The sequence below is a fragment of the Brucella pituitosa genome (assembly GCF_003049685.1).
Taxonomy (GTDB): Bacteria; Pseudomonadota; Alphaproteobacteria; order Rhizobiales; family Rhizobiaceae; genus Brucella; species Brucella pituitosa.
Genome location: NZ_PYSY02000001.1, coordinates 1300400 through 1320447, shown reverse-complemented (window position 1 = coordinate 1320447; position 20048 = coordinate 1300400). Strand labels below are relative to the sequence as shown.

The following is a 20048-nucleotide window of genomic DNA, read 5'->3' as shown; positions in this document are numbered from 1 at the left end:
GGGCTTATCAAGATAATCCGCTGCTGCCGAAAAGGCGCGACCAAATTGTCTCTGAAAGAGAATGGTGCGGTCGAGAAGACTCGAACTTCCACGGGTTGCCCCACAGCGACCTCAACGCTGCGCGTCTACCAATTCCGCCACGACCGCACTGTGTGGTAGAAGCTGAACACTGTCAGCGAGAGGGCATTTAGCAAATCGGTTTCGACTACACAAGGCCATTCTTGCAGTTCAACACAATTGAGTGGAATTATTTTATGCCAGGCTTAAATATCTGATTTTAAAAAGCAAAAAATCTCCGCTTCATCTGGTGTTAAGCCAGATCGCAGAACTGTATCTTAATAGGAATCATAACTCTTGGGAGAGAATGGTGCGGTCGAGAAGACTCGAACTTCCACGGGTTGCCCCACAGCGACCTCAACGCTGCGCGTCTACCAATTCCGCCACGACCGCACGTGGTAGAGCTGAACAATGTCAGCGAGGAGGCATCTAGCAAATCGATCCGACAGGCACAAGCCTGTTCTTGTGCTTCTGCCAATCTTTTCCAAAAAAGAGTGGGTAAAAGTCGTAATACTGCAATTTAAAGCACTTAAAGCTTCAATTTTCCTAGCTTTTTCGTGTCAGGATGGAAGCCATTTTTGGGGTGTCAGCGCTGATCTATGCGAATTTGCCATAGATCATGACGAATCTGCCGCGTCTATCAACCGCTTATGCCCTGAAGTCTTTTGATGTCTTCCAGCCGCTTTACCGTTTCCGCATAGCCAATGTCGATAGCCTCGGAGGCGCGGTGGAAGTCGGCCAGGCCGATTTGTCCGACAGTTGGCATCAGGGAAACATCCGGCGGATCGCCAGCCATACGGGCACGCGAAATGCGGTCCTGAATGATGTTGAAGGCCTCCATCATGACACCGGTGATGCCGAGGCGGCTTTCCTTCTCACCATGAATCGTTTCAGCAAAACCTTCCTGACGCGACTGTGCGTGTTTGATGACTGCCGCACGACCGAACTGGTCGTAATGCAGGTTTACCGCCAGAACGAGGCGTTGTTCATAGGCACGGCATACCGAGACAGGAACCGGATTGACCAGCGCACCATCGACCAGAACGCGCTCCTGCCATCGCACCGGCTCGAAGACACCCGGCAGAGCATAGGATGCCCGCATGGCTTCAACCAGCGGACCAGTGGAGAGCCAGATTTCATGGCCCGTGCGCAATTCGGTGCAAACCGCGACGAATGGGCGATCCAGATCCTCAAGGCGCAAGCCGTCGAGATGCTCACGCATACGCCCGTCGAGCTTCATGCCGCCGAACAGGCCGCTGCCGCGAAATGTGATGTCGAGAAGATTGAACATACGCCGCCGTGTCAGGCTGCGTGCAAATTCTTCGAGCTGGTCGAGCTTACCCGCCAGATAGCAGCCGCCGACAAGAGCGCCGATTGAGGTGCCGGCAATCATTTCAATTTCGATGCCCGCTTCATCGAGTGCGCGTAGAACGCCGATATGGGCCCAGCCGCGTGCAGCTCCGCCGCCCAAGGCGAGCGCAATGCGACGTGGTTCATGCCGCACCTGCGGCAGATCGATGATTTCTTCTTCCGGCTTCAAGGGTTGCGTATTGGCTGCCTTGCGCCTTTGACCCCATGCGAGCATATCGACCAAGCACCTCTTGTTTCGAGGGAGTGTATCAAAACACTGTATCGAAACAATAAATGCTGCAAATTGAAGGCGCGAGAGAAAATCGCGCCATCACATCGATTTGAGGGAGTTCACAGATCGTGAGAAAAATTAGTGATTGTGGTCGCAGGAGCCATTCAGCGACAGGCTGATCTGACCATCAACAGATTGAACCTGTCGGTAAAAACACGAGCGGCGACCTGTGTGGCAAGTGGGACCATCACCAGCAACGCTGACTTTCAGCCAAAGCGCATCCTGATCGCAATCGGTACGCAATTCGATCACGCTTTGCAGATTGCCAGAGGTTTCGCCCTTTTTCCAAAGCCTATTGCGGGAGCGCGACCAATAATGCGCGATCCCGGTTTCAAGCGTCAGGCGCAACGCTTCCTCGTTCATATGGGCGACCATCAGCAACTCACCATCACGCGCGTCTGTTACGACAGCAGTGATAAGACCAGATGAATCGAAGCGCGGCATGAAAACCGCGCCTTCTTCAATCGCCTTCTTATCGGAGGACTGGGCAGGAAAAATGCTCATTGTTGCGCCTGATTATATGTCTTACTTGCGAATAAGGCTCATGAAACGAACCTGTTCGTTCACTTCTTCCTTAAAAGTGCCGGTAAAGGTCGTCGTGATTGTACTTGAGCCCTGTTTGCGAATGCCGCGCATCGCCATGCACATATGTTCTGCATCAATCATGACCGCGACACCGCGAGGCTTCAGAATACGCTGAATGCTTTCAGCGATCTGAGCGGTGATGCTTTCCTGTGTTTGCAGGCGACGGGCAAAAATATCGACGACGCGAGCAATCTTCGACAGACCGAGCACTTTGCCATCCGGCAAATAGGCAACATGTGCCTTGCCGATGATCGGCACCATATGATGCTCACAATGCGAGAAGAAGGAGATGTCCTTCACAAGCACCATATCATCATAGCCGGAGACTTCCTCAAAAGTGGTGCCAAGAACATCCTCAGGACTTTCGGCATAACCGCCGAAAAGCTCACTATAGGATTTGGCAACGCGCTGTGGCGTGTCCAGCAGACCTTCACGGTCGGGATTGTCCCCCGCCCAGCGAAGAAGTGTGCGCACAGCAGCTTCTGCTTCGGCCTGCGTTGGCTTCGGCAAATCTGCGGTCAAATTGGATTCGTCATCGATTTTAAGGATGCGAGCGTCCATCAGTATTCTCCAGTAGTCTCCTTCAAGGAGGAGACGAGTTAAACGGACAATACAACGATGCGCTTTACGAGCGTGCGATGTATTGATCCGGCAACACCTAGCTGCCGGACGGATAATCGTGCGGCTGCTCATAACCATGTGATAATCTGTCCATGGCGCAGTCACGACTTGCCTATTATATAGACAGGAAAATGCAACTTCAAACCGTACCCGGGCGATAAATTTACGTTTTTATCCGGTAAGACGGAAGGTTTGTCCAAATGATCGACGATGTTTACAACAAACGTATCCTTGAATTTGCAGGGAATATCGAACGGATAGGGCGGATTGCTAACCCTGATGCGGTCGCAACTGTTCACTCAAAATTGTGCGGGTCGACTGTCACTGTTTATCTGAAGATGGCTGATGGAGTAGTTACGGATTTCGCACATGAGGTAAAGGCTTGCGCATTGGGGCAGGCGTCGTCATCGGTTATGGCGCGAAATGTGATCGGTTGCTCTTCAGAAGAGCTGAGGGCTGCACGTGATGCGATGTATAAGATGCTCAAAGAAAATGGCCCTGCACCAGAAGGTCGCTTTGAGGATCTGAAATATTTCGAACCGGTGCGTGAATACAGAGCACGCCATGCATCGACGCTTTTGACTTTTGACGCAGTCGTCGACTGTATTCGCCAGATCGAAGAAAAGGTGCAGGCCGCCTGATATGTGCAGTTGCGGGAAAGATCATCCGGGTGAAGCAACAACAGTCAAGAAGCGCCATACCCGCAATTTCACTGATCCGTGGCGGAAAACGCCGGGCAGGGTACTCGGCACGAGCTTGATAAGGCTTTATCAGCTCACCCTTTCCTCATTTATCGGCAATTCCTGCCGCCATATGCCAACCTGTTCAGAATATACCTACGAATCTGTAGCCCGTTACGGATTGTGGAACGGTAGCTGGATGGGGCTTTTCCGGATCATGCGCTGTGGCCCCATGGGGACTCACGGTTTCGATCCCGTGCCCAGGGAATTATCAGGCTATTATCGCTGGTATTTGCCTTGGCGGTACTGGCGGGTGTCGTCACCCACAGGCTAACTATTTGTTTTTTAAAGATTGATACAAATCTGTTAATTTATTGTCCGCTGATTAGAATTCGTTAATGATAAAACTGTTTTATCGGGAAAAGGAAATCAGGTCGGCCCGGCGTCTTTATCGCGCCGCAATTCGGCTTCATTTGCATCGTGTTTTCTTTTCTTGTGAGCCAATATGCATAAATCGTTGTCCCGCACCTCCCAGCTGATTGCCGGTGTTGCGCTTGGTGCCAGTATCTTCTGCGCAACCAGCGCCATGGCGAATGTTTCGTGGGTGGTTTTTGATGCCGATACTGGCGTTGTTCTGGGACAGGACGATGCAACTGAACAACACGCTCCTGCGTCATTGGCCAAGATGATGACGCTTTATCTAACGTTTGAAGCTCTCAAGACCGGTAAGCTGCATTGGGATGAAGAAATGCCCATCTCCAGGAATGCAGCTGCAAAAGTTAGAATGAAGCTGTATCTGAAGGCGGGCGAAACGATTTCCGTCCGCGATGCAGTCAACGGCATGGTCATTGTTTCTGCGAATGATGCTGCCACCGTTGTTGGCGAATATCTGGGTGGTTCAGAAGCAAGCTTTGGTCGTCTCATGACGCAGAGAGCTCGAAACCTTGGCATGAAAAGCACTTATTTTGCCAATCCATCGGGCTTGACTGCGAAGATGACCCAGCTGACGACCGCACGCGACATGGCCGTGCTCGGTATGTCGCTGCGTCGTGATTTCCCGCAGGAATATGCGCTGTTTTCCCAGCGTTCGTTTACCTATAAAGGCCGTCCGTTCAATGGCCATAACAACCTGATGTATCGCTATCAGGGTGTTGATGGGATCAAGACCGGCTATACCGATGTTTCGGGCTATAATCTTGTCTCGTCCGCCATCATCAATGACAAGCATCTCGTGGGCGTTGTGCTTGGTGCCGGCTCATCGCGTGAGCGTGACGATCGCATGGCGAAGCTGCTGACCCGCTTTGGCACTGAAGGCACTGGAACGGCAACGGAAGAAGTTGTCGCTGCAGTTCAGACGCCATTGCCGGTTATCTCGCCGCTTAAGCCTCAGAAGCCGAAGGTTGATGCTGTTGCCGATATGATCGATGATTCCAAGATCGAGCAGGGCGACGGTGGCTTTCTGGTAAAATCTGCAATGTCTGCCTGGCGCGTTCAGGTTGGTGTATCTCCTTCACGCAAAGGTGCGGATGAATTGCAGGCCAAGTATTTGCCTGTCGTGAGCCGTCTGGTTCCGGGTACGAAGGCTGAGATTTCGACCGCTCCGCGTGGCCGCAAGGTTTATCGTGTTCGTTTCACAGGCTTCAAAGATTCGGAAGCTGCTGAAAAGACATGCACGAAGCTCAAGCAGCAGGGCGTTCCCTGTCTCGCAATCCGCAACTGAGTTCATTTAGAGCGTCGTGCGTCCAAGGGGGCGCACAAAGGCCGCTCTAACAGTTTAAACATGCTGCATAATTTTACCGTAAATCGATTCTGATTTAAGGAATTATGCAGTGGTTTCCAGAACTCTGACAGGCGCCGTGATGCAGTTTGCCACGGCGCTTTTGCTTTACGGACTGGCCAAAAAAGACTAATAGCCAGTCTTCATTCAAAGTTGCAAAAGCAACATATAGGCGGTTCTGCGAACTTAAGCAGGATCGTTTCATGCAAAACCACCCGCAATCGTTGGCGGGACTGGATAAGGAAAATATGATGTCGAATGTTTCCATGCAATTTCCCGATGGCTCGGTGCGCGAATATGATGCCGCCACAACCGGTGCCGAACTTGCAGAATCAATCTCCAAATCACTTGCAAAGAAAGCCGTGGCTTATGCCGTGGATGGCACCGTGCGTGATCTTTCCGATCCGCTGGGTGCTTCCGGTGCCATCGAAATTCTGACCCGCGAAGATCCGCGCTCGCTGGAACTGATCCGTCACGACACGGCGCACGTTTTGGCTGAAGCCGTGCAGGAGCTTTTCCCGGGAACGCAGGTAACGATCGGCCCAGTCATCGAGAATGGCTTCTATTACGACTTCGCGCGTAATGAACCGTTCACGCCAGATGACCTGCCGGTGATCGAAAAGAAGATGCGCGAAATCATTCAGCGCAACAAGCCGTTCACCAAGCAGGTTTGGTCGCGCGAGAAGGCCAAGCAGGTTTTTGCCGATAAGGGCGAAAGCTACAAGGTGGAGCTCGTCGATGCGATCCCTGAAGGTCAGGATCTGAAAATCTACAATCAGGGTGAATGGTTCGATCTCTGCCGTGGGCCGCATATGGCGTCCACCGGCCAGATCGGCAATTCCTTCAAGCTGATGAAGGTTGCAGGTGCTTACTGGCGCGGTGATGCCAACAATCCGATGCTGACACGTATCTATGGCACTGCCTTCGCCAATGATAACGATCTTCAGGCCTACCTCCATATGCTTGAAGAAGCTGAAAAGCGTGATCACCGCCGCCTTGGTCGCGAAATGGATCTGTTCCATTTCCAGGAAGAAGGTCCGGGCGTTGTGTTCTGGCACGCCAAAGGCTGGCGTATGTTCCAGACGCTGGTAGCTTATATGCGTCGTCGTCTCGACAGCCATGGCTATCAGGAGGTCAATGCGCCACAGGTGCTGGACAAGTCTCTTTGGGAGACTTCCGGTCACTGGGGTTGGTATCGCGACAACATGTTCAAGGTCACTGTTGCCGGTGATGATACCGACGATGACCGCGTGTTTGCTTTGAAGCCGATGAACTGCCCGGGTCACGTTCAGATATTTAAGCATGGTCTTAAGTCTTACCGCGATCTGCCTATAAAGCTTGCGGAATTTGGCAATGTGCATCGCTATGAGCCATCGGGTGCGCTGCATGGTCTGATGCGTGTTCGCGGCTTCACACAAGATGACGCGCACGTGTTCTGCACTGAAGAACAGATGGCTTCGGAGTGCCTTCGTATCAATGATCTCATTCTGTCAGTCTATAAGGACTTCGGCTTCAAAGAGATCACGATCAAGCTTTCGACCCGCCCTGAAAAACGCGTGGGTTCGGATGAATTGTGGGATCGCGCTGAAAGCGTGATGATGACGGTTCTTGAGCAGATCAAGGAACAGTCGGAAGACATCAAGACCGGCATTCTGCCGGGCGAAGGTGCGTTCTACGGTCCGAAGTTCGAATATACGCTGAAGGATGCGATCGGTCGTGAATGGCAGTGTGGAACGACACAGGTCGACTTCAACTTGCCGGAACGTTTCGGTGCATTCTACATCGACAGCAATTCGGAAAAGACCCAGCCGGTCATGATCCATCGCGCGATCTGCGGATCGATGGAACGTTTCCTCGGCATTCTGATCGAAAACTTCGCCGGTCATATGCCTCTCTGGTTCGCGCCTATTCAGGTTGTTGTTGCAACAATCACGTCGGAAGCTGATGGTTATGCAGCCGAAGTTGCAGCCAAGCTCAAGGCTGCAGGCCTGCAGGTCGTGACCGACGTTCGTAATGAGAAGATCAATTACAAGGTCCGTGAACATTCTGTTCAGAAGGTTCCGGTCATTCTCGTTTGCGGCATGCGTGAAGCGGAAGAAAAGACGGTCAATATGCGTCGTCTTGGTTCACGCGATCAGGAATCGATGACGCTGGATGAGGCGATTGCCCGTCTGACGGAAGAAGCAACACCACCGGACCTGCTGCGTCTGCGCAATGCATAATAGAAAAAGGCCCGCGAAAGCGGGCCTTTTTTATTTGGAAATTAAGCTCAATCAATCTTGCGCAGCCAGGCCGTCATCAGGCGCTTCGGATTCGCGGTTTGCGACCACTTCCACTTCGCCATTTGCACCAGAGGTCACTTTGAAATCGCGCTGATAGATGCGGTCTTTGTTCTTGGCGACGGCAACATAATCGCCTTCAATCAGAACCATCGACGAGTACGCTCCAGCGCTTTCTCGTACGACGTCGCCAGAAGCATTCAGAATTGACCAGGACGTGTCGGCGAGGGCCTCACCACCTTTTTCACGCACCAGCTTCAACACAACCTCGGCAGCGCGATGCTGAACGGTTGCTTCAGTCAGCTTGCCTGCCTCCACACGGATATCTGCACGGATGACTGCATTCGCAGTGCCGTAGTTGGAAACCACGTGATAAGTGCCGCTATTCAATCGGATGATTGCATCTGGCTTAACATCCGGGACGATGAGCGAACGGTCGTTGTTATCTTCGTCGGCATAAATGGAGAAGCGAACGAGATCGCTTTTGATCTTACCTTCATCGGGCAGGACAGCGCTAAGCTTCATGCCGCCTGCATCGAGAGTCATCACCTCATGACGACTGGCATTCGTAAGCGTAATGCGTTTGGTTGCGCCTGCGCGGCCATATGCAGCGTGCACCAAATAACTGCCTTCTGGCAGATTGAACACTGTACTGCCGCCTTTTGACGAGGCGATGAGTGCCAACTGTCCATCCGGTCCAACCTCTGGTGCAAAGACGCGCCATACAAGGCCGGTCGAAATATCCGGGCCATCCTCATTGAGACGTGCTTTCAGGTCCAGCTCACTCGTTTTGACCAGAGGATTATTCTCGGGGCTTGTCGGGTTTGCATAAGGGCTGAGTGTTGGCAAATTGAGCTTTGGTTCCGGAAAGTTCGGAAGACCAATCGTGCTGTTTGTCTGTACTGCTCCGTTGCTACCCGAGGGAGCCGGTATAGCAGGGGCCGGTGCAGGTGGTTCTAGTTGGAAACCCGGTAGTTTGAATCCGCCATCAGAACCGCCTTGCCGACCACCGCCAAAGCCATCACCCATTCCGCCACCCATGCCACCGCCGGGACCACCCGGTCCGCCTGGTCCACCGGGGCCCTGTGCGAACGCAGAGGAAGCCATCAGGACAAACGAAAGCGTCGCCACAAATGACTTGCTGCGCGATGATTTTGCACTGCTTGCTCGAAACAGACCCAGTATATCTGACATAAGATGTTTTGAACCCAAGCGGGTGGCGAATTCAAGGCCAAATCGACCGTTGTCATGGCAAATTTATCCATGCGAGTTATACAGCGTCAGAGATTATAGGCTTTACACCCAGATAGTGTCGCGCGAGAAGATGCTGCCTCCATTTGGCGCTTGGCCGATCCGATTTTATCAGATTGGCGTCTAAAGCTTTTTATTTGAAGCATAATCTTATCGATCTTCGTTTCACTCTGGTCGGATTATGCTCTAAGTGGAGTCATATATGCAGATTATAGCGATGAGGGATTTCCGTGAAGCATCCGGTATTTGATTTTCTGGCCCAGCGCAGCTCTACGCCTATTTCCGCCATTTCAGAACCGGCACCGCAGGGGGCCGAACTGGACGAATTGCTGAAAGTGGCGGCGCGTGTACCAGATCATGGACGCCTCACTCCGTGGCGCTTCATTCTTTATCGCGGTGATGTTCGTCACAAGGTTGGTGAGTATCTCGCCAAGCGGGCCGAGGAGCGGGAAGGGCCTTTGAACGATAGCCGTAAAGATCAGGAGAAGGCGCGTTTTGCACGTGCTCCATTGGTCATTGGCATTGTTTCGTCACCGGTTGGCCACGAACGCATTCCGGAATGGGAGCAGTTTCTGTCGGCGGGTGCAGTAGCTATGAACCTTTGTATTGCAGCGAACGCGCTCGGTTACGCGACCAACTGGATCACCAACTGGTATTCAGACGATGCGCCAGCGCGTGCGTTCCTTGGTCTGGCACCTGAAGAGCGTGTTGCTGGTTTCGTACATATCGGGACAGCAGAAAACAAAATGCCCGAGCGTCCGAGAGCCGAAATGGACAAGATCGTTTCCGATTATAACGGGCCATGGACTGAATAAACTAGATTAGTTTTCTCTGATAAACTACGGAAAACAAGATGTTTTATAAGCCAGAAGATGGTCACGGACTGCCTCACAATCCATTCAAAGCGATTGTCGCACCTCGTCCGATTGGCTGGATTGGGGCTCGGTCAAAAAATGGTGCGGTCAACCTCGCTCCATATTCATTCTTCAACGCAATATGCGACACGCCACCGATGGTGATGTTTTCATCAAGCGGCTTCAAAGACAGCGTTTCGTTTATTGACGAGACGGGCGAATTCACGGCCAGTCTGGTCAGTGATCACCTGAAAGAGAAGATGAATGCTTCATCGATTAACGCTCCGCGCGGCACCAGCGAATTTGAGTATGCTGGCCTGACAGTTGCCCACAGTAAGCTCATCGCTGCGCCATACGTGAAGGAAGCCTATGCTGCGCTGGAATGTGTGGCGGTGGAGATCCGGCGCTTACAGGACAAAGAGGGCAGGCCGACCGACAATTATATGGTCATCGGCGAGGTTGTCGGCGTTCATATAGACGAAAGCGTTCTGACAGATGGGCTGTTTGACATAAGAAAAGCCAAGCCGGTGACCCGACTTGGCTATATGGATTATGCGACCACCGAGGACGTTTATCAGATGTTCCGACCAAAGTGGGAAGACAAAGTTTGAATTTTGGGGCTGGTTACAGCCCCTTTTTCTTCGCCTCAACCCAGATTGCTTCCATGTCATCAAGCCGTGCTGCCTCAAGGCTGCTGCCCGATTCCTTCAGCGACTTTTCTATGAAATCAAAGCGGCGCTTGAACTTGTCATTGGCTGCAATGAGCGCTGTTTCTGCGTCAATTTCCAGATGCCGGCCAAGGTTGACCATAGCAAAGAGCAGATCGCCATATTCTTCCGCAATATTGGCTTTGTCCTGTGCCGCCATTGCTTCTTTCAATTCGGCTGTTTCTTCCGCGATCTTGTCTAATATTGGTGCCGCTTCCGACCAGTCGAACCCAACTTTCGCTGCCTTCTGCTGGAGCTTCAAGGCGCGCAAGAGGGCAGGGAAGGCGTGTGGTATATCGTCAAGATAACGTGTTTTATCAATAGCTTCCAAGCCAAGTTTGGCGCGACGTTCCGCGCGCTCGGCCTTTTCTTCTGCCTTGATACGGTTCCACGATCCCTTGGCCATGCCAGCGCTTCTTGCTTCGGCGTCGCCAAAGACATGCGGATGGCGGCGGATCATCTTGTGCGTGATGGCTTCGACAACATCGCCGAAGCCAAACTTGCCTTGTTCTTCAGCCATGCGGGAATGAAACACCACCTGGAGCAACAAATCGCCAAGCTCTTCACGGAAATCATCGGCATCGTCGCGCTCAATGGCATCTAGGACCTCATAGACTTCCTCAAGCGTATAAGGAGCGATTGACTTGGAAGTCTGTTCTACGTCCCAGGGGCAGCCCGTTTCAGGGTCGCGAAGGGCAACCATGATTTCGAGAAGACGGTCGATATTGCGGGAGGGTTCCATCTTCGCTCCAGTAAAATTGATGTCGCATTCTTGGGGCAATTTGCAAGAATCGGAAGGGTTGGGTTGCAGTCTGCTACGGTTTTTGCATAGTCAGCCAACAAACGCTCTCGGGATCGCACATTGGGGCAGTATGTTCAACAAGCAGGTATTTAAAGCATGACGATTCTTGTAACTGGTGGCGCTGGATATATCGGTTCGCATACATGCGTACAGCTGATTGAGGCCGGTCATGAAGTGGTGGTGGTCGATAATTTCGATAATAGCAATCCGGAAGCTCTCCATCGCGTGGAAAAGATCACTGGTCGCGCACCCATTCGCGAGCCGGGTGACATTCGCGATCGCACCCTGCTGGAACAGATTATCACGCGCCATAAATGCACGGCTGTCATTCATTTTGCCGGTTTGAAGGCGGTCGGTGAGTCGAGTGAAAAGCCATTGCATTATTATGATTGCAACGTGCTCGGTACGTTGCGTTTGTTACAGGCAATGGAAGCTACAGGCGTGAAGACGCTTGTTTTCAGCTCGTCCGCGACTGTTTATGGCGACCCGGAAAAATTACCGATTACCGAAGATCAGCCGCTTTCTGCGACCAATCCATACGGACGCACGAAGCTTGTTATCGAGGATATGCTGCGCGATCTTTATAACAGCGACAATAGCTGGAAGATCGCGATCCTGCGCTATTTCAACCCGGTTGGTGCGCATGAAAGCGGTCTTATCGGTGAAGATCCCAAGGGGATTCCAAACAACCTGATGCCAATCATTGCGCAGGTGGCAACCGGTCGCCGTGAGAAGCTCAACATCTGGGGCAATGATTACAACACGCCGGATGGTACAGGCGTGCGCGATTACATTCACGTTGTTGATCTCGCAGCGGGACACCTTAAAGCACTCAAAAAACTTGATGAACCGAAGTGCTTTTCTGTCAATCTGGGGACAGGGCAGGGTTACAGCGTTCTCGACGTGGTAAAAGCCTTCGAACACGTTTCAAATCGTGAAATCAAATATGAGCTTGCTCCACGCCGTCCGGGCGATGTGGCCGAATGCTACGCTGATCCAGCTTTTGCGCGTGATTTTCTTGGCTGGACCGCTGAGAAGGATCTTCGCGAGATGTGTAAGGACATGTGGAACTGGCAGTCGAAAAATCCAAATGGATATGAAGTGGATTGAGGGCTGAAAAGCCCTTTATCGACGACTTTTGCCGGAAAAGTGATCCAATTAGCGACTGGCTCTATCCTTTAGTATTGTGTCGATTTCTGATCGGCCTATTACAAATTAGGGATCAAACATGCTCAGAATGCTCTCCGAGAAGCCTTGGAGTTTCAGGAGAGCATTCAGGAATGCCATGCTGAAGGACTGACGAGAAATGCGTTTTCTGCCCGATAAATTCACCTGCATGTTGATTGCGACCATTCTGCTCGCGTCATTTCTTCCCGTGCAGGGTGATTTTGCTGAATGGTTCGGGATTGCGACCAAAATAGCGGTTGGGCTTCTGTTCTTCTTGCACGGTGCGCGTCTGTCACGTGAGGCAGTTGTTGCAGGTGTAACCCACTGGCGACTGCATCTGGCAGTCATCAGCGCAACATTTGTTCTGTTTCCGATTTTAGGACTGGCCGCGGGCTGGACTATTCCCGGTCTTGCGCAATCGCCGTTCTATCTCGGCATTCTTTATCTCTGCGTTTTGCCTTCCACCGTACAATCCTCAATCGCCTTCACCTCAATGGCTGGCGGCAATGTCTCTGCGGCTATCGTTTCTGCATCGGCATCGAACATCTTTGGCATGTTCCTGACACCACTGCTTGTCGGGTTGCTGTTTGCGGTTAAGGGCGGCGGCGGGATTTCTGTCGATGCTCTCGAATCCATTCTGCTGCAATTGCTTGCACCATTTGTCCTGGGGCAGATATTGCAGCCATGGATTGGCAATTTCATGCGTCGTCATAACAAATCGCTCGGGTTTGTCGATCGTGGCTCGATCTTGATGGTTGTCTATCTGGCGTTCAGTGAAGCGATTGTCGAAGGTCTGTGGCATACGGTTTCCTGGAATGATCTCGGCGTAATGATCGGCGTGAATATTCTGCTTCTGGTGATTGTCATGCTGGCGACCTGGTATGGCAGCAAGGCGCTGGGCTTCAATCACGCCGACCGCATTACCATCATGTTCTGTGGTTCCAAGAAGAGCCTTGCCAGCGGTGCGCCGATGGCCAGCGCGATCTTCGCAGGCGCGAATGTGGGCAGTGTGGTGCTGCCGCTCATGCTGTTTCACCAGATCCAGCTGATGGCTTGTGCAGTCATTGCGCGAAAGCTTGCTGACCATAAGCCTGCTTCAAACACAGCTCCCGCAGCGGCCGAATAGAACTGGTTCTTGCTGTCATCTTCATATGAGGGTAGGAGGGCAGGCGAGTGGTTTCGCCTCGCCTTTTCTTTCTATGGAAAAGACAGCCCTAACCCATATATTAGCTCTCTATAGGCCTTTTCAGTTCGCTGATGGCTCAACAAAAGGCAACGCAGATGTCCAAGCACAACGGTAAATCCAATAACACGGATTCTCTTGATCAAGAGGCGCTGGCTGAGGCTTATAATCATGCGCTTGCTCTGGAAAAGGCCGGCGATCTGGATGCTGCTGCCGAGGCCTATAAAGCAGTTCTCGAAATTGATCCCGAAGACCACGGTGGCGCCGCTGTGCGTCTGGCAAGCATGGGACGTGGCATCGTACCGCCAAAAGCACCTGACGCTTATGTTGCTACGCTTTTTGATCAGCATGCCGAGATGTTCGACACGATTCTTGTCGATCAGCTTGGTTACGATGTGCCGCTGCAATTGCGTGAAATGCTACTGGAACTCAATGAAGAGTTTCAGGCCAAGCGCATGCTGGATCTCGGTTGTGGTACGGGACTTTCTGCCGATGCGCTGGACGATATGGCCGACCACAAGACAGGCGTCGACATATCTGAAAACATGATTGAAGTGGCCTATGAAAAAGGCGATTACGACGCGCTTTTTGTTGGCGAGGCAGTCCGTTTTCTGGAGACTACTGAGGAAGACAATTGGGACCTGATCGTCGCAACTGACGTGCTGCCTTATATGGGTGAGCTGGATCGCTTTTTCTCGGGCGTTGCCGAACATCTGCAGGCTGGGGGCCACTTTGGCTTTTCCAGTGAAACACAGCCCGACGATCGCTTCGCTGGCCGCGATTTCATGGTTGGCGATTTCCAGCGTTTCGCGCACGCGCAGTCCTATGTGCGCTCGCTGCTATCAGCACACGGAATGGATTGCATACGCTGCACCGACATCACAGTTCGAAGCGAGCAAGGATCGCCGGTCCCAGGGCATTTATATATCGCTCAGCGACGCTAACATTCATCGTGAGTTCGCATACGGATCCTGATCTTATTGTTCCATAATCTATCTTATGTGATCATCGTTGATGGATGGGTGCGCTCTATTTTAAAGTGCGATTTGCATATGATAACAATGAGTTACCCAATGCAAGGAGCCTGTAACTAAAGAAAAAACTCTGGAAATGTATCCGAGCGAAATTTGAACCTGGATCTATGCGGAGTATAGAAGTCCTCCAAGAAAGTATTCGCATTTTGACACGAAATCGATTTATATCGCATGTGTGAAAGCGCACAAAATTCAAAGCTTTAGCTTATAGTTAGGCGTTTAATCGTTTCGAGGAGAGGAAAGGTTCAATGGGTAAAATTTCAGCGGTACTGGTCGCCATGCTCATCATTACCGGATGCACGACGACCGAAAAGGATGTCAGCATTGGAACCGTTGCCGGTGCCGCTATTGGAGGAATAGCCGGTGGTGGACGCGGGGCACTGATTGGTGCTGGTGCTGGTGCTATTGGTGGTTTGCTTGTTCGCAACTTACGCAATGGTAAATGTGAATATAGAGACCGTCGCGGCAGAATTTATACGGCGCGTTGTCGGTAAACAGACTGCAGGCAGGGCTATCTGAAAGCCCTGCCCTGTCTCTCATTTGTTGTAACTATTACAAGAGATTACGCGTTTTCATCCGTGCGACTTGAACTAGTTTTTTGTCCTACATCGATACGATTTCCATCAGGGTCTTCAAAAACGAATGCCCGCAAGCCATAGTCCTTGTCTTGCAGACCTTTTATGATCCTCATGCCATACCGTTTACAAATGGCATGCATAGCATCGACGTCTTTCACCAGCATGTGAGCAATGTTGAAATTAGCGGCTTTGTGGTTCCTTTGCAGGGAGAGGTGCAGTTCACCTTCTTCGCGTTTCAGGATCATGAAACCCACCGGATTTCCATTTTCGAAGACTTTTTTAAAGCCTAATGCGCCGCAATAAAATTGACAGGCCACATCCATGTCTTTGACAGGAATCATAGCTGCAATTCGTCCGAAACCGACACTCTGATTAGCGATATCGTCCATCGCGTAACCTCTGCTTGCGAAGATACAATCTCCAGTCAGACGGTGCTGCTGAAAGAAATGCACTTCAGTGTTTTTATGAGAAGGACGGTGCCAACGGCGTTAGATTTATCTTGAAATCATTGCGTTGTGAATAGTTTGGACCATGTTTCTGCCAAAGCATAGAAAGCATTTTTTCACTCACCTCGTTTGATCCAAATCATTCCTTCAAACCGCTTCCCAATGTAATTCCAGAATGCTGATCTAGAGCATTTCCAGCAAAAGTGCGAAGCAGTTTTGCGTAGGGTAAGCGATGAAATAAACACTTAGAGCGGTTTCAGCGGCTCCGCTTTAACTGGAACCGATCTAAGACCAAAGCATGCGTGTAATCGCAGTCAGCATGCGCTATTACCTGCATGCGCTGACTCCGGCTCCATGCCCACAATAGTTGCGCGTACTGGAGAGCGTTGTTTCCGGCTCTAAAGCCGGTCTGCAAGGAAGGTTAGAGTACATGTTGGAAGCACGTATCAGGAACGCGTCTCTGCGGGACAAGATTATCACTGCGGAGCAAGCCGCAAGCCTGATTAAAGATGGCATGATTGTTGGCATGAGCGGATTTACACGCGCAGGCGATGCCAAGGCTGTTCCACTGGCAATGGCGGCACGTGCCGCAAGCGATCCCTTTCAGATTACGCTGATTACCGGCGCCTCCCTCGGCCACGATGTCGACAAGCTGTTGACGGAAGCACACGTGTTGGCTCGCCGGATGCCATTTCAGGTGGATCGTACATTGCGGGCCGCGATCAATCGCGGCGAAGTCATGTTTATCGATCAGCACCTATCAGAGACAGTGGAACAGCTGCGGTCCAACCAGATTGGCCCTATCGATTACGCTGTCGTCGAGGCGCTTGCTATCACCGAAAATGGCGGGATTATTCCCACAACATCCATCGGTAATTCGGCCAGTTTTGCGATTCTTGCCGAGAAAGTGATTGTTGAGGTCAATCTGAACCAGCCATTGGCTCTTGAGGGATTACATGACGTCTATATACCGACGAAGCGCCCTTCCCGCGATCCAATTCCGGTCACAGCCTGTGACAGCCGTGTCGGCCTTCCATATATACCTATTCCGCCGGAGAAGATTGCCGGCATCGTCATCACGCAGGAAAATGATAGCGCTTCAACCGTAGAGCCTGCAGATGGTGAGACAATTGCGATTGCTTCGCACCTCATCCAGTTTCTTTTGAACGAAGTGGAGGCGGGCCGTCTCGATCTGACGCTTAATCCCTTGCAGGCCGGTATCGGCACAATCGCGAACGCGGTTCTCAATGGCTTTGCCGAAAGTCCGTTCCATAATCTGCGTATGTATAGTGAAGTGCTGCAGGACAGCACCTTCGATCTGTTCGATGCTGGTAAACTCGATTACGCGTCAGGTTCTTCGATTACATTGAGCCCTGCTTGTGGTGAGCGGGTCTTCAACAACATCGATCGCTATCGCGATAAACTGATCCTGCGCCCGCAAGAGATCAGCAATCACCCCGAGGTCATCCGTCGTCTTGGCATTATCGGTATCAACACCGCTCTTGAGTTCGATATTTACGGGAATGTCAATTCGACCCATGTGGGCGGTACGCACATGATGAATGGTATTGGTGGTTCAGGCGATTTTGCGCGCAACGCTTATATTTCTATCTTCGTCAGTAAATCCGAAGCCAAAAATGGTGCGATATCGTCGATTGTTCCGATGGTGACACATGTCGATCATACCGAACACGATGTGGATATTCTCGTGACCGAACAAGGTCTGGCAGATCTTCGTGGCCTTGCGCCACGTGAACGGGCAAAGCTGATTATCAACAATTGCGCTCATCCGGATTATCGCGATCAGCTTAACGATTATTTTGAGCGTGCCTGCAGCCGGGGTGGGCACACCCCTCACCTTCTGGAAGAGGTATTCAGCTGGCATAGCCGGCGTCAACAAACGGGCTCGATGTTGAAATAACGGATAATTCGAGACAGAAAACACTATAAACGGCGGCGAAAGCCGCCGTTTTGCTTTGCTAAGTGTTGGAACCTTATTCTCGTTGGAACGTTAACCGGCACATCATTTTCAAACGGAAAATGGTTGAGATCGTGGATTTTCGAGGCCTATAAATATCCCTCGTTTCCCATGATTTCCCGAGTTCAATTCGGTGTTGTGAAGGAACCACCACCGAATGATTATAGAAAAGCCGTTCCGGGAAGGGTCCGACAGCCTATGTCCATCCTCATCAGTCTTCTGATAACAATTCTGGTTATCTTTCTCGTTCTATATCTCATCAACATGCTGCCACTCGATGGGAAAGTGAAACAGATCGCTCAGGTGATCGTCATCATCATCGGTATTATATCGCTCCTGAAATATCTGGCAGTCTTCTAGGGTCTGTGGGGAATTCGTTTTGAAGCGTGGTATGGATGAAAATAGCCAGGTTTAGGAGCAAAGCCGAAGATGGATTGGTTCTTCATCGAGGTTTTGCGACGCGAAGCTGGGCGATTTTCACCATATCCCTTTAGGACGTGGCGGATTTTCTCTCTGAATACGTCGAACAGCCCTTGGGGAGATACACGCCACGGCGTCCTTTTCTCCTGTTCAGAAACAAAATCCGTCTCACGCCACGCCCAAAACCTAATTCCCTACAGACCCCTAGGGCGGTTCCGGTTAAGATTGAATCGTTGGAACCGCTCTAACTATTGTTTTTACGCATTTACCTCACGCAAAATCGCTTCGCACTTTTGGCTCAAATGCTCTGGTTGTCCGACGATATGGGTTTTTGAACATTGAGGGGCCTTCCAAAGGCGTCCTTCTGTTGTTTAAGCATTGCTACGATCCAATATTGTAAATTAGTAAAATGTTAAAAATTACAATTAGTGTTATTTCTTTTAAAGATAGTTGTCGTTCAGCTAATCTATAGGTAATATATTCGCGGCATTCTACTTTAGATTGTGTCAATAATAGCACGCATATATAAAAAATTGCATTCGTGCGGGGGCGCGTCTTTCTTCGCCAAAGCACTCCTCTTATAAGGCCCACAAAGATCAGGTCTGTTCATAGAGGGTTCAGAGACAGGCATCTAAAACATCTTTGTCGGGGTTGGGGAGTTCGGTATGAAGACGGCTTTATGGAAGGCAACGTTGATAACGTTGTCTGTGGTCCTGTTTTCAGTTGGGATCAGCCTGACCATTGGATTCATCTCTGGCGGCATGCCCGGGATTATAGCTCTTAGTCTGAGCGTCGTAATCCCGACCATAACGGCCTTCCCTTCCCTTCTTTATATCTTTTTGCAGCATAGCAAGCTCAGCGATGCCTATGTGCAATTAGAAAAAGCCCATATCGAGTTGCAAGCTCGCTCTCGTGTCGACCACATGACCGGATTACTCAACCGTGAAGCGCTGTTCGATGCTATGAAAATCAGCCGCTCGCGTATCGAAAGCGGGACACTTCTCGTTATCGATGCCGATCATTTTAAAGCGATAAATGATACGTTCGGCCATAGTGTTGGCGACCGTGCGCTTAAGCTGATTGCCTTTGCACTTCAGAATGTTACCCGTAAAGGTGATCTTGTTGGCCGTATCGGCGGTGAGGAGTTTTGCGTTTTTCTTCCGGGCGCGACAGGCGAAACGGGTATGCGGGTTGCGCAAAGAATACGCGCGGAAGTAGAAAATACGCCATTCCATGCGACTGAATATCAGATTTATCCACTGACCATCAGTATCGGTGTGGCGTCTGCACCAAAGAACGAAACCAACTCGCAGGTGTTAAGCCGCGCTGATCGTTGCCTTTATATGGCCAAGCAGCGCGGTCGAAATTGCGTGGTGTTCGATGAGGAAAGCGGACGCATCACAAGTGCTTCCGTGGTTTCAATCACCAATGGCCGTGAAGTCGCGCGCGGATAATAGCGCTTGCTCTATTCCCAGGGCGTGACTTCTTCCTCGGACCAGCCGACCGGCACAAATCCCATCTTTTGATAAAGCTGTAGCGCGCGCGGGCTGTCGAGTGTGTTGGTATGAATGGTCACTCTTTGCGGGCTGTGCGACCAGGCAGTTGAAATGGCTTCGCTGAAGAAGAATTTTCCCAGTCCCCGCCCCTGATAATCAGGAACGAGTCCGAAATAGAGAACTTCGGCTGTTTCTGGCAAGGCTGACAAATTGAGCTCCAAAAAACCGGCCGGATTTCCCTCCGCATAAAGGACGTGAATCTCGGTAGTCTCTGCATGAATGGCCTTAGCCACTTCCGCATCGCTCTGCACGCGACGCATCATCCAGTGATGCTGGCGTCCAACCTGTTCGTAGAGATAGCGATAGAAATGCACCGGCATTTCGGTCGAGCGCATGATTGCAAGACGCAGACCGGAAGGAACCGGAAATGACAGCGCCGGACGCGCTGTCATTTCCAGATGGGTCACTCTGGCCATCAGTTTTTCAGTCAT

The 20048-nt window shown here is 51.2% G+C and carries 20 protein-coding genes and 2 tRNA genes; 13 read left to right on the top strand and 9 right to left on the bottom strand.

Annotation, left to right across the window (positions count from 1 at the left end):
* Window positions 1-62: 62 nt before the first annotated feature.
* The 5 genes from C9380_RS06495 to folE form a co-directional block, all read right to left on the bottom strand.
* Window positions 63-147, bottom strand: a tRNA-Leu gene (locus C9380_RS06495).
* Window positions 148-365: 218 nt separating this feature from the next.
* Window positions 366-450, bottom strand: a tRNA-Leu gene (locus tag C9380_RS06490).
* Window positions 451-697: 247 nt separating this feature from the next.
* Window positions 698-1642: a patatin-like phospholipase family protein gene (locus C9380_RS06485; RefSeq protein ID WP_024897164.1), complete on the bottom strand. Its 945-nt coding sequence runs from the start codon at window positions 1640-1642 to the stop codon at window positions 698-700.
* Between the two features lie 135 nt (window positions 1643-1777).
* Window positions 1778-2203, bottom strand: coding sequence for a phosphoribosyl-AMP cyclohydrolase (hisI, locus tag C9380_RS06480; RefSeq protein WP_111788137.1), 426 nt, complete (start codon window positions 2201-2203; stop codon window positions 1778-1780).
* A gap of 21 nt (window positions 2204-2224) precedes the next feature.
* Window positions 2225-2845 (bottom strand): GTP cyclohydrolase I FolE, encoded by a 621-nt coding sequence (gene folE, locus C9380_RS06475; RefSeq protein WP_111788138.1) that lies wholly within the window; start codon window positions 2843-2845, stop codon window positions 2225-2227.
* A gap of 260 nt (window positions 2846-3105) precedes the next feature.
* Between folE and C9380_RS06470 the strand changes: the two genes are divergently transcribed.
* From C9380_RS06470 to thrS, 4 genes are all read left to right on the top strand, one after another.
* Window positions 3106-3546, top strand: a complete 441-nt coding sequence (locus C9380_RS06470) for an iron-sulfur cluster assembly scaffold protein (protein ID WP_111788139.1) — start codon at window positions 3106-3108, stop codon at window positions 3544-3546.
* A gap of 1 nt (window position 3547) precedes the next feature.
* Window positions 3548-3919 (top strand): membrane protein insertion efficiency factor YidD, encoded by a 372-nt coding sequence (gene yidD / locus C9380_RS06465; RefSeq protein WP_084486780.1) that lies wholly within the window; start codon window positions 3548-3550, stop codon window positions 3917-3919.
* Between the two features lie 171 nt (window positions 3920-4090).
* Entirely contained in the window at window positions 4091-5305 is a 1215-nt protein-coding gene (locus C9380_RS06460) for a D-alanyl-D-alanine carboxypeptidase (RefSeq protein ID WP_128093245.1), read from the top strand.
* Window positions 5306-5610: 305 nt separating this feature from the next.
* Entirely contained in the window at window positions 5611-7584 is a 1974-nt protein-coding gene (gene thrS / locus C9380_RS06455) for a threonine--tRNA ligase (RefSeq protein WP_100560161.1), read from the top strand.
* 51 nt (window positions 7585-7635) lie between these two features.
* Here thrS and C9380_RS06450 read toward each other — a convergent pair whose 3' ends face one another.
* The gene (locus C9380_RS06450; protein WP_494337289.1) at window positions 7636-8772 is read right to left on the bottom strand and encodes an RgsD C-terminal domain-containing protein; all 1137 of its coding nucleotides are present in this window, start codon (window positions 8770-8772) and stop codon (window positions 7636-7638) included.
* A gap of 350 nt (window positions 8773-9122) precedes the next feature.
* Between C9380_RS06450 and C9380_RS06445 the strand changes: the two genes are divergently transcribed.
* Together C9380_RS06445 and C9380_RS06440 are read left to right on the top strand one after the other, a co-directional pair.
* Window positions 9123-9707, top strand: coding sequence for a nitroreductase family protein (locus C9380_RS06445; RefSeq protein ID WP_128093244.1), 585 nt, complete (start codon window positions 9123-9125; stop codon window positions 9705-9707).
* Window positions 9708-9745: 38 nt separating this feature from the next.
* Window positions 9746-10357 carry a flavin reductase family protein gene (locus C9380_RS06440; RefSeq protein WP_128093243.1) on the top strand — a complete coding sequence of 204 codons (612 nt, stop codon included), beginning with the start codon at window positions 9746-9748 and terminating at the stop codon, window positions 10355-10357.
* Between the two features lie 13 nt (window positions 10358-10370).
* Here the strand turns inward: C9380_RS06440 and mazG are convergent, their stop codons facing one another.
* Window positions 10371-11195 carry a nucleoside triphosphate pyrophosphohydrolase gene (gene mazG / locus C9380_RS06435; RefSeq protein ID WP_100558961.1) on the bottom strand — a complete coding sequence of 275 codons (825 nt, stop codon included), beginning with the start codon at window positions 11193-11195 and terminating at the stop codon, window positions 10371-10373.
* Between the two features lie 156 nt (window positions 11196-11351).
* On the opposite strand from mazG, the gene galE reads away from it, so the two are divergent.
* The 4 genes from galE to C9380_RS06415 all read left to right on the top strand — a co-directional run bounded on the left by galE (window position 11352) and on the right by C9380_RS06415 (window position 15133).
* Window positions 11352-12365, top strand: a complete 1014-nt coding sequence (gene galE / locus C9380_RS06430; RefSeq protein ID WP_105705927.1) for a UDP-glucose 4-epimerase GalE — start codon at window positions 11352-11354, stop codon at window positions 12363-12365.
* Window positions 12366-12561: 196 nt separating this feature from the next.
* Window positions 12562-13548, top strand: coding sequence for a bile acid:sodium symporter family protein (locus C9380_RS06425; RefSeq protein ID WP_100558965.1), 987 nt, complete (start codon window positions 12562-12564; stop codon window positions 13546-13548).
* Between the two features lie 155 nt (window positions 13549-13703).
* Window positions 13704-14549: a class I SAM-dependent methyltransferase gene (locus C9380_RS06420; RefSeq protein WP_100558967.1), complete on the top strand. Its 846-nt coding sequence runs from the start codon at window positions 13704-13706 to the stop codon at window positions 14547-14549.
* 338 nt (window positions 14550-14887) lie between these two features.
* The gene (locus tag C9380_RS06415) at window positions 14888-15133 is read left to right on the top strand and encodes a YMGG-like glycine zipper-containing protein (RefSeq protein ID WP_024898884.1); all 246 of its coding nucleotides are present in this window, start codon (window positions 14888-14890) and stop codon (window positions 15131-15133) included.
* A gap of 68 nt (window positions 15134-15201) precedes the next feature.
* On the opposite strand, the gene C9380_RS06410 is transcribed toward C9380_RS06415, so the two are convergent.
* On the bottom strand, window positions 15202-15606 hold the full coding sequence (locus tag C9380_RS06410; protein WP_024898885.1) for a glyoxalase superfamily protein: 405 nt from the start codon (window positions 15604-15606) through the stop codon (window positions 15202-15204).
* Window positions 15607-16093: 487 nt separating this feature from the next.
* On the opposite strand from C9380_RS06410, the gene scpC reads away from it, so the two are divergent.
* From scpC to C9380_RS06395, 3 genes are all read left to right on the top strand, one after another.
* Window positions 16094-17584, top strand: coding sequence for a succinyl-CoA:acetate CoA-transferase ScpC (scpC, locus tag C9380_RS06405; protein ID WP_128093242.1), 1491 nt, complete (start codon window positions 16094-16096; stop codon window positions 17582-17584).
* Window positions 17585-17839: 255 nt separating this feature from the next.
* Window positions 17840-18001, top strand: a complete 162-nt coding sequence (locus C9380_RS06400; protein ID WP_094539610.1) for a Thivi_2564 family membrane protein — start codon at window positions 17840-17842, stop codon at window positions 17999-18001.
* A gap of 725 nt (window positions 18002-18726) precedes the next feature.
* Window positions 18727-19515: a GGDEF domain-containing protein gene (locus C9380_RS06395; RefSeq protein WP_128093241.1), complete on the top strand. Its 789-nt coding sequence runs from the start codon at window positions 18727-18729 to the stop codon at window positions 19513-19515.
* A gap of 11 nt (window positions 19516-19526) precedes the next feature.
* Here C9380_RS06395 and C9380_RS06390 read toward each other — a convergent pair whose 3' ends face one another.
* Window positions 19527-20048, bottom strand: a complete 522-nt coding sequence (locus C9380_RS06390) for a GNAT family N-acetyltransferase (RefSeq protein ID WP_024898888.1) — start codon at window positions 20046-20048, stop codon at window positions 19527-19529.

Excerpts from the sequence above, each read along its gene's own strand:
- C9380_RS06425 (WP_100558965.1), top strand. The coding sequence starts at position 12,562 with ATGCGTTTTCTGCCCGATAAATTCACCTGCATGTTGATTGCGACCATT.
- C9380_RS06485 (WP_024897164.1), bottom strand. The coding sequence starts at position 1,642 with ATGCTCGCATGGGGTCAAAGGCGCAAGGCAGCCAATACGCAACCCTTG.
- C9380_RS06395 (WP_128093241.1), top strand. The coding sequence starts at position 18,727 with ATGAAGACGGCTTTATGGAAGGCAACGTTGATAACGTTGTCTGTGGTC.
- galE (WP_105705927.1), top strand. The coding sequence starts at position 11,352 with ATGACGATTCTTGTAACTGGTGGCGCTGGATATATCGGTTCGCATACA.
- scpC (WP_128093242.1), top strand. The coding sequence starts at position 16,094 with ATGTTGGAAGCACGTATCAGGAACGCGTCTCTGCGGGACAAGATTATC.
- hisI (WP_111788137.1), bottom strand. The coding sequence starts at position 2,203 with ATGAGCATTTTTCCTGCCCAGTCCTCCGATAAGAAGGCGATTGAAGAA.
- C9380_RS06415 (WP_024898884.1), top strand. The coding sequence starts at position 14,888 with ATGGGTAAAATTTCAGCGGTACTGGTCGCCATGCTCATCATTACCGGA.
- C9380_RS06440 (WP_128093243.1), top strand. The coding sequence starts at position 9,746 with ATGTTTTATAAGCCAGAAGATGGTCACGGACTGCCTCACAATCCATTC.
- mazG (WP_100558961.1), bottom strand. The coding sequence starts at position 11,195 with ATGGAACCCTCCCGCAATATCGACCGTCTTCTCGAAATCATGGTTGCC.
- C9380_RS06460 (WP_128093245.1), top strand. The coding sequence starts at position 4,091 with ATGCATAAATCGTTGTCCCGCACCTCCCAGCTGATTGCCGGTGTTGCG.
- folE (WP_111788138.1), bottom strand. The coding sequence starts at position 2,845 with ATGGACGCTCGCATCCTTAAAATCGATGACGAATCCAATTTGACCGCA.
- C9380_RS06470 (WP_111788139.1), top strand. The coding sequence starts at position 3,106 with ATGATCGACGATGTTTACAACAAACGTATCCTTGAATTTGCAGGGAAT.
- yidD (WP_084486780.1), top strand. The coding sequence starts at position 3,548 with ATGTGCAGTTGCGGGAAAGATCATCCGGGTGAAGCAACAACAGTCAAG.
- C9380_RS06410 (WP_024898885.1), bottom strand. The coding sequence starts at position 15,606 with ATGGACGATATCGCTAATCAGAGTGTCGGTTTCGGACGAATTGCAGCT.
- C9380_RS06390 (WP_024898888.1), bottom strand. The coding sequence starts at position 20,048 with ATGACTGAAAAACTGATGGCCAGAGTGACCCATCTGGAAATGACAGCG.
- C9380_RS06420 (WP_100558967.1), top strand. The coding sequence starts at position 13,704 with ATGTCCAAGCACAACGGTAAATCCAATAACACGGATTCTCTTGATCAA.
- C9380_RS06400 (WP_094539610.1), top strand. The coding sequence starts at position 17,840 with ATGTCCATCCTCATCAGTCTTCTGATAACAATTCTGGTTATCTTTCTC.
- thrS (WP_100560161.1), top strand. The coding sequence starts at position 5,611 with ATGATGTCGAATGTTTCCATGCAATTTCCCGATGGCTCGGTGCGCGAA.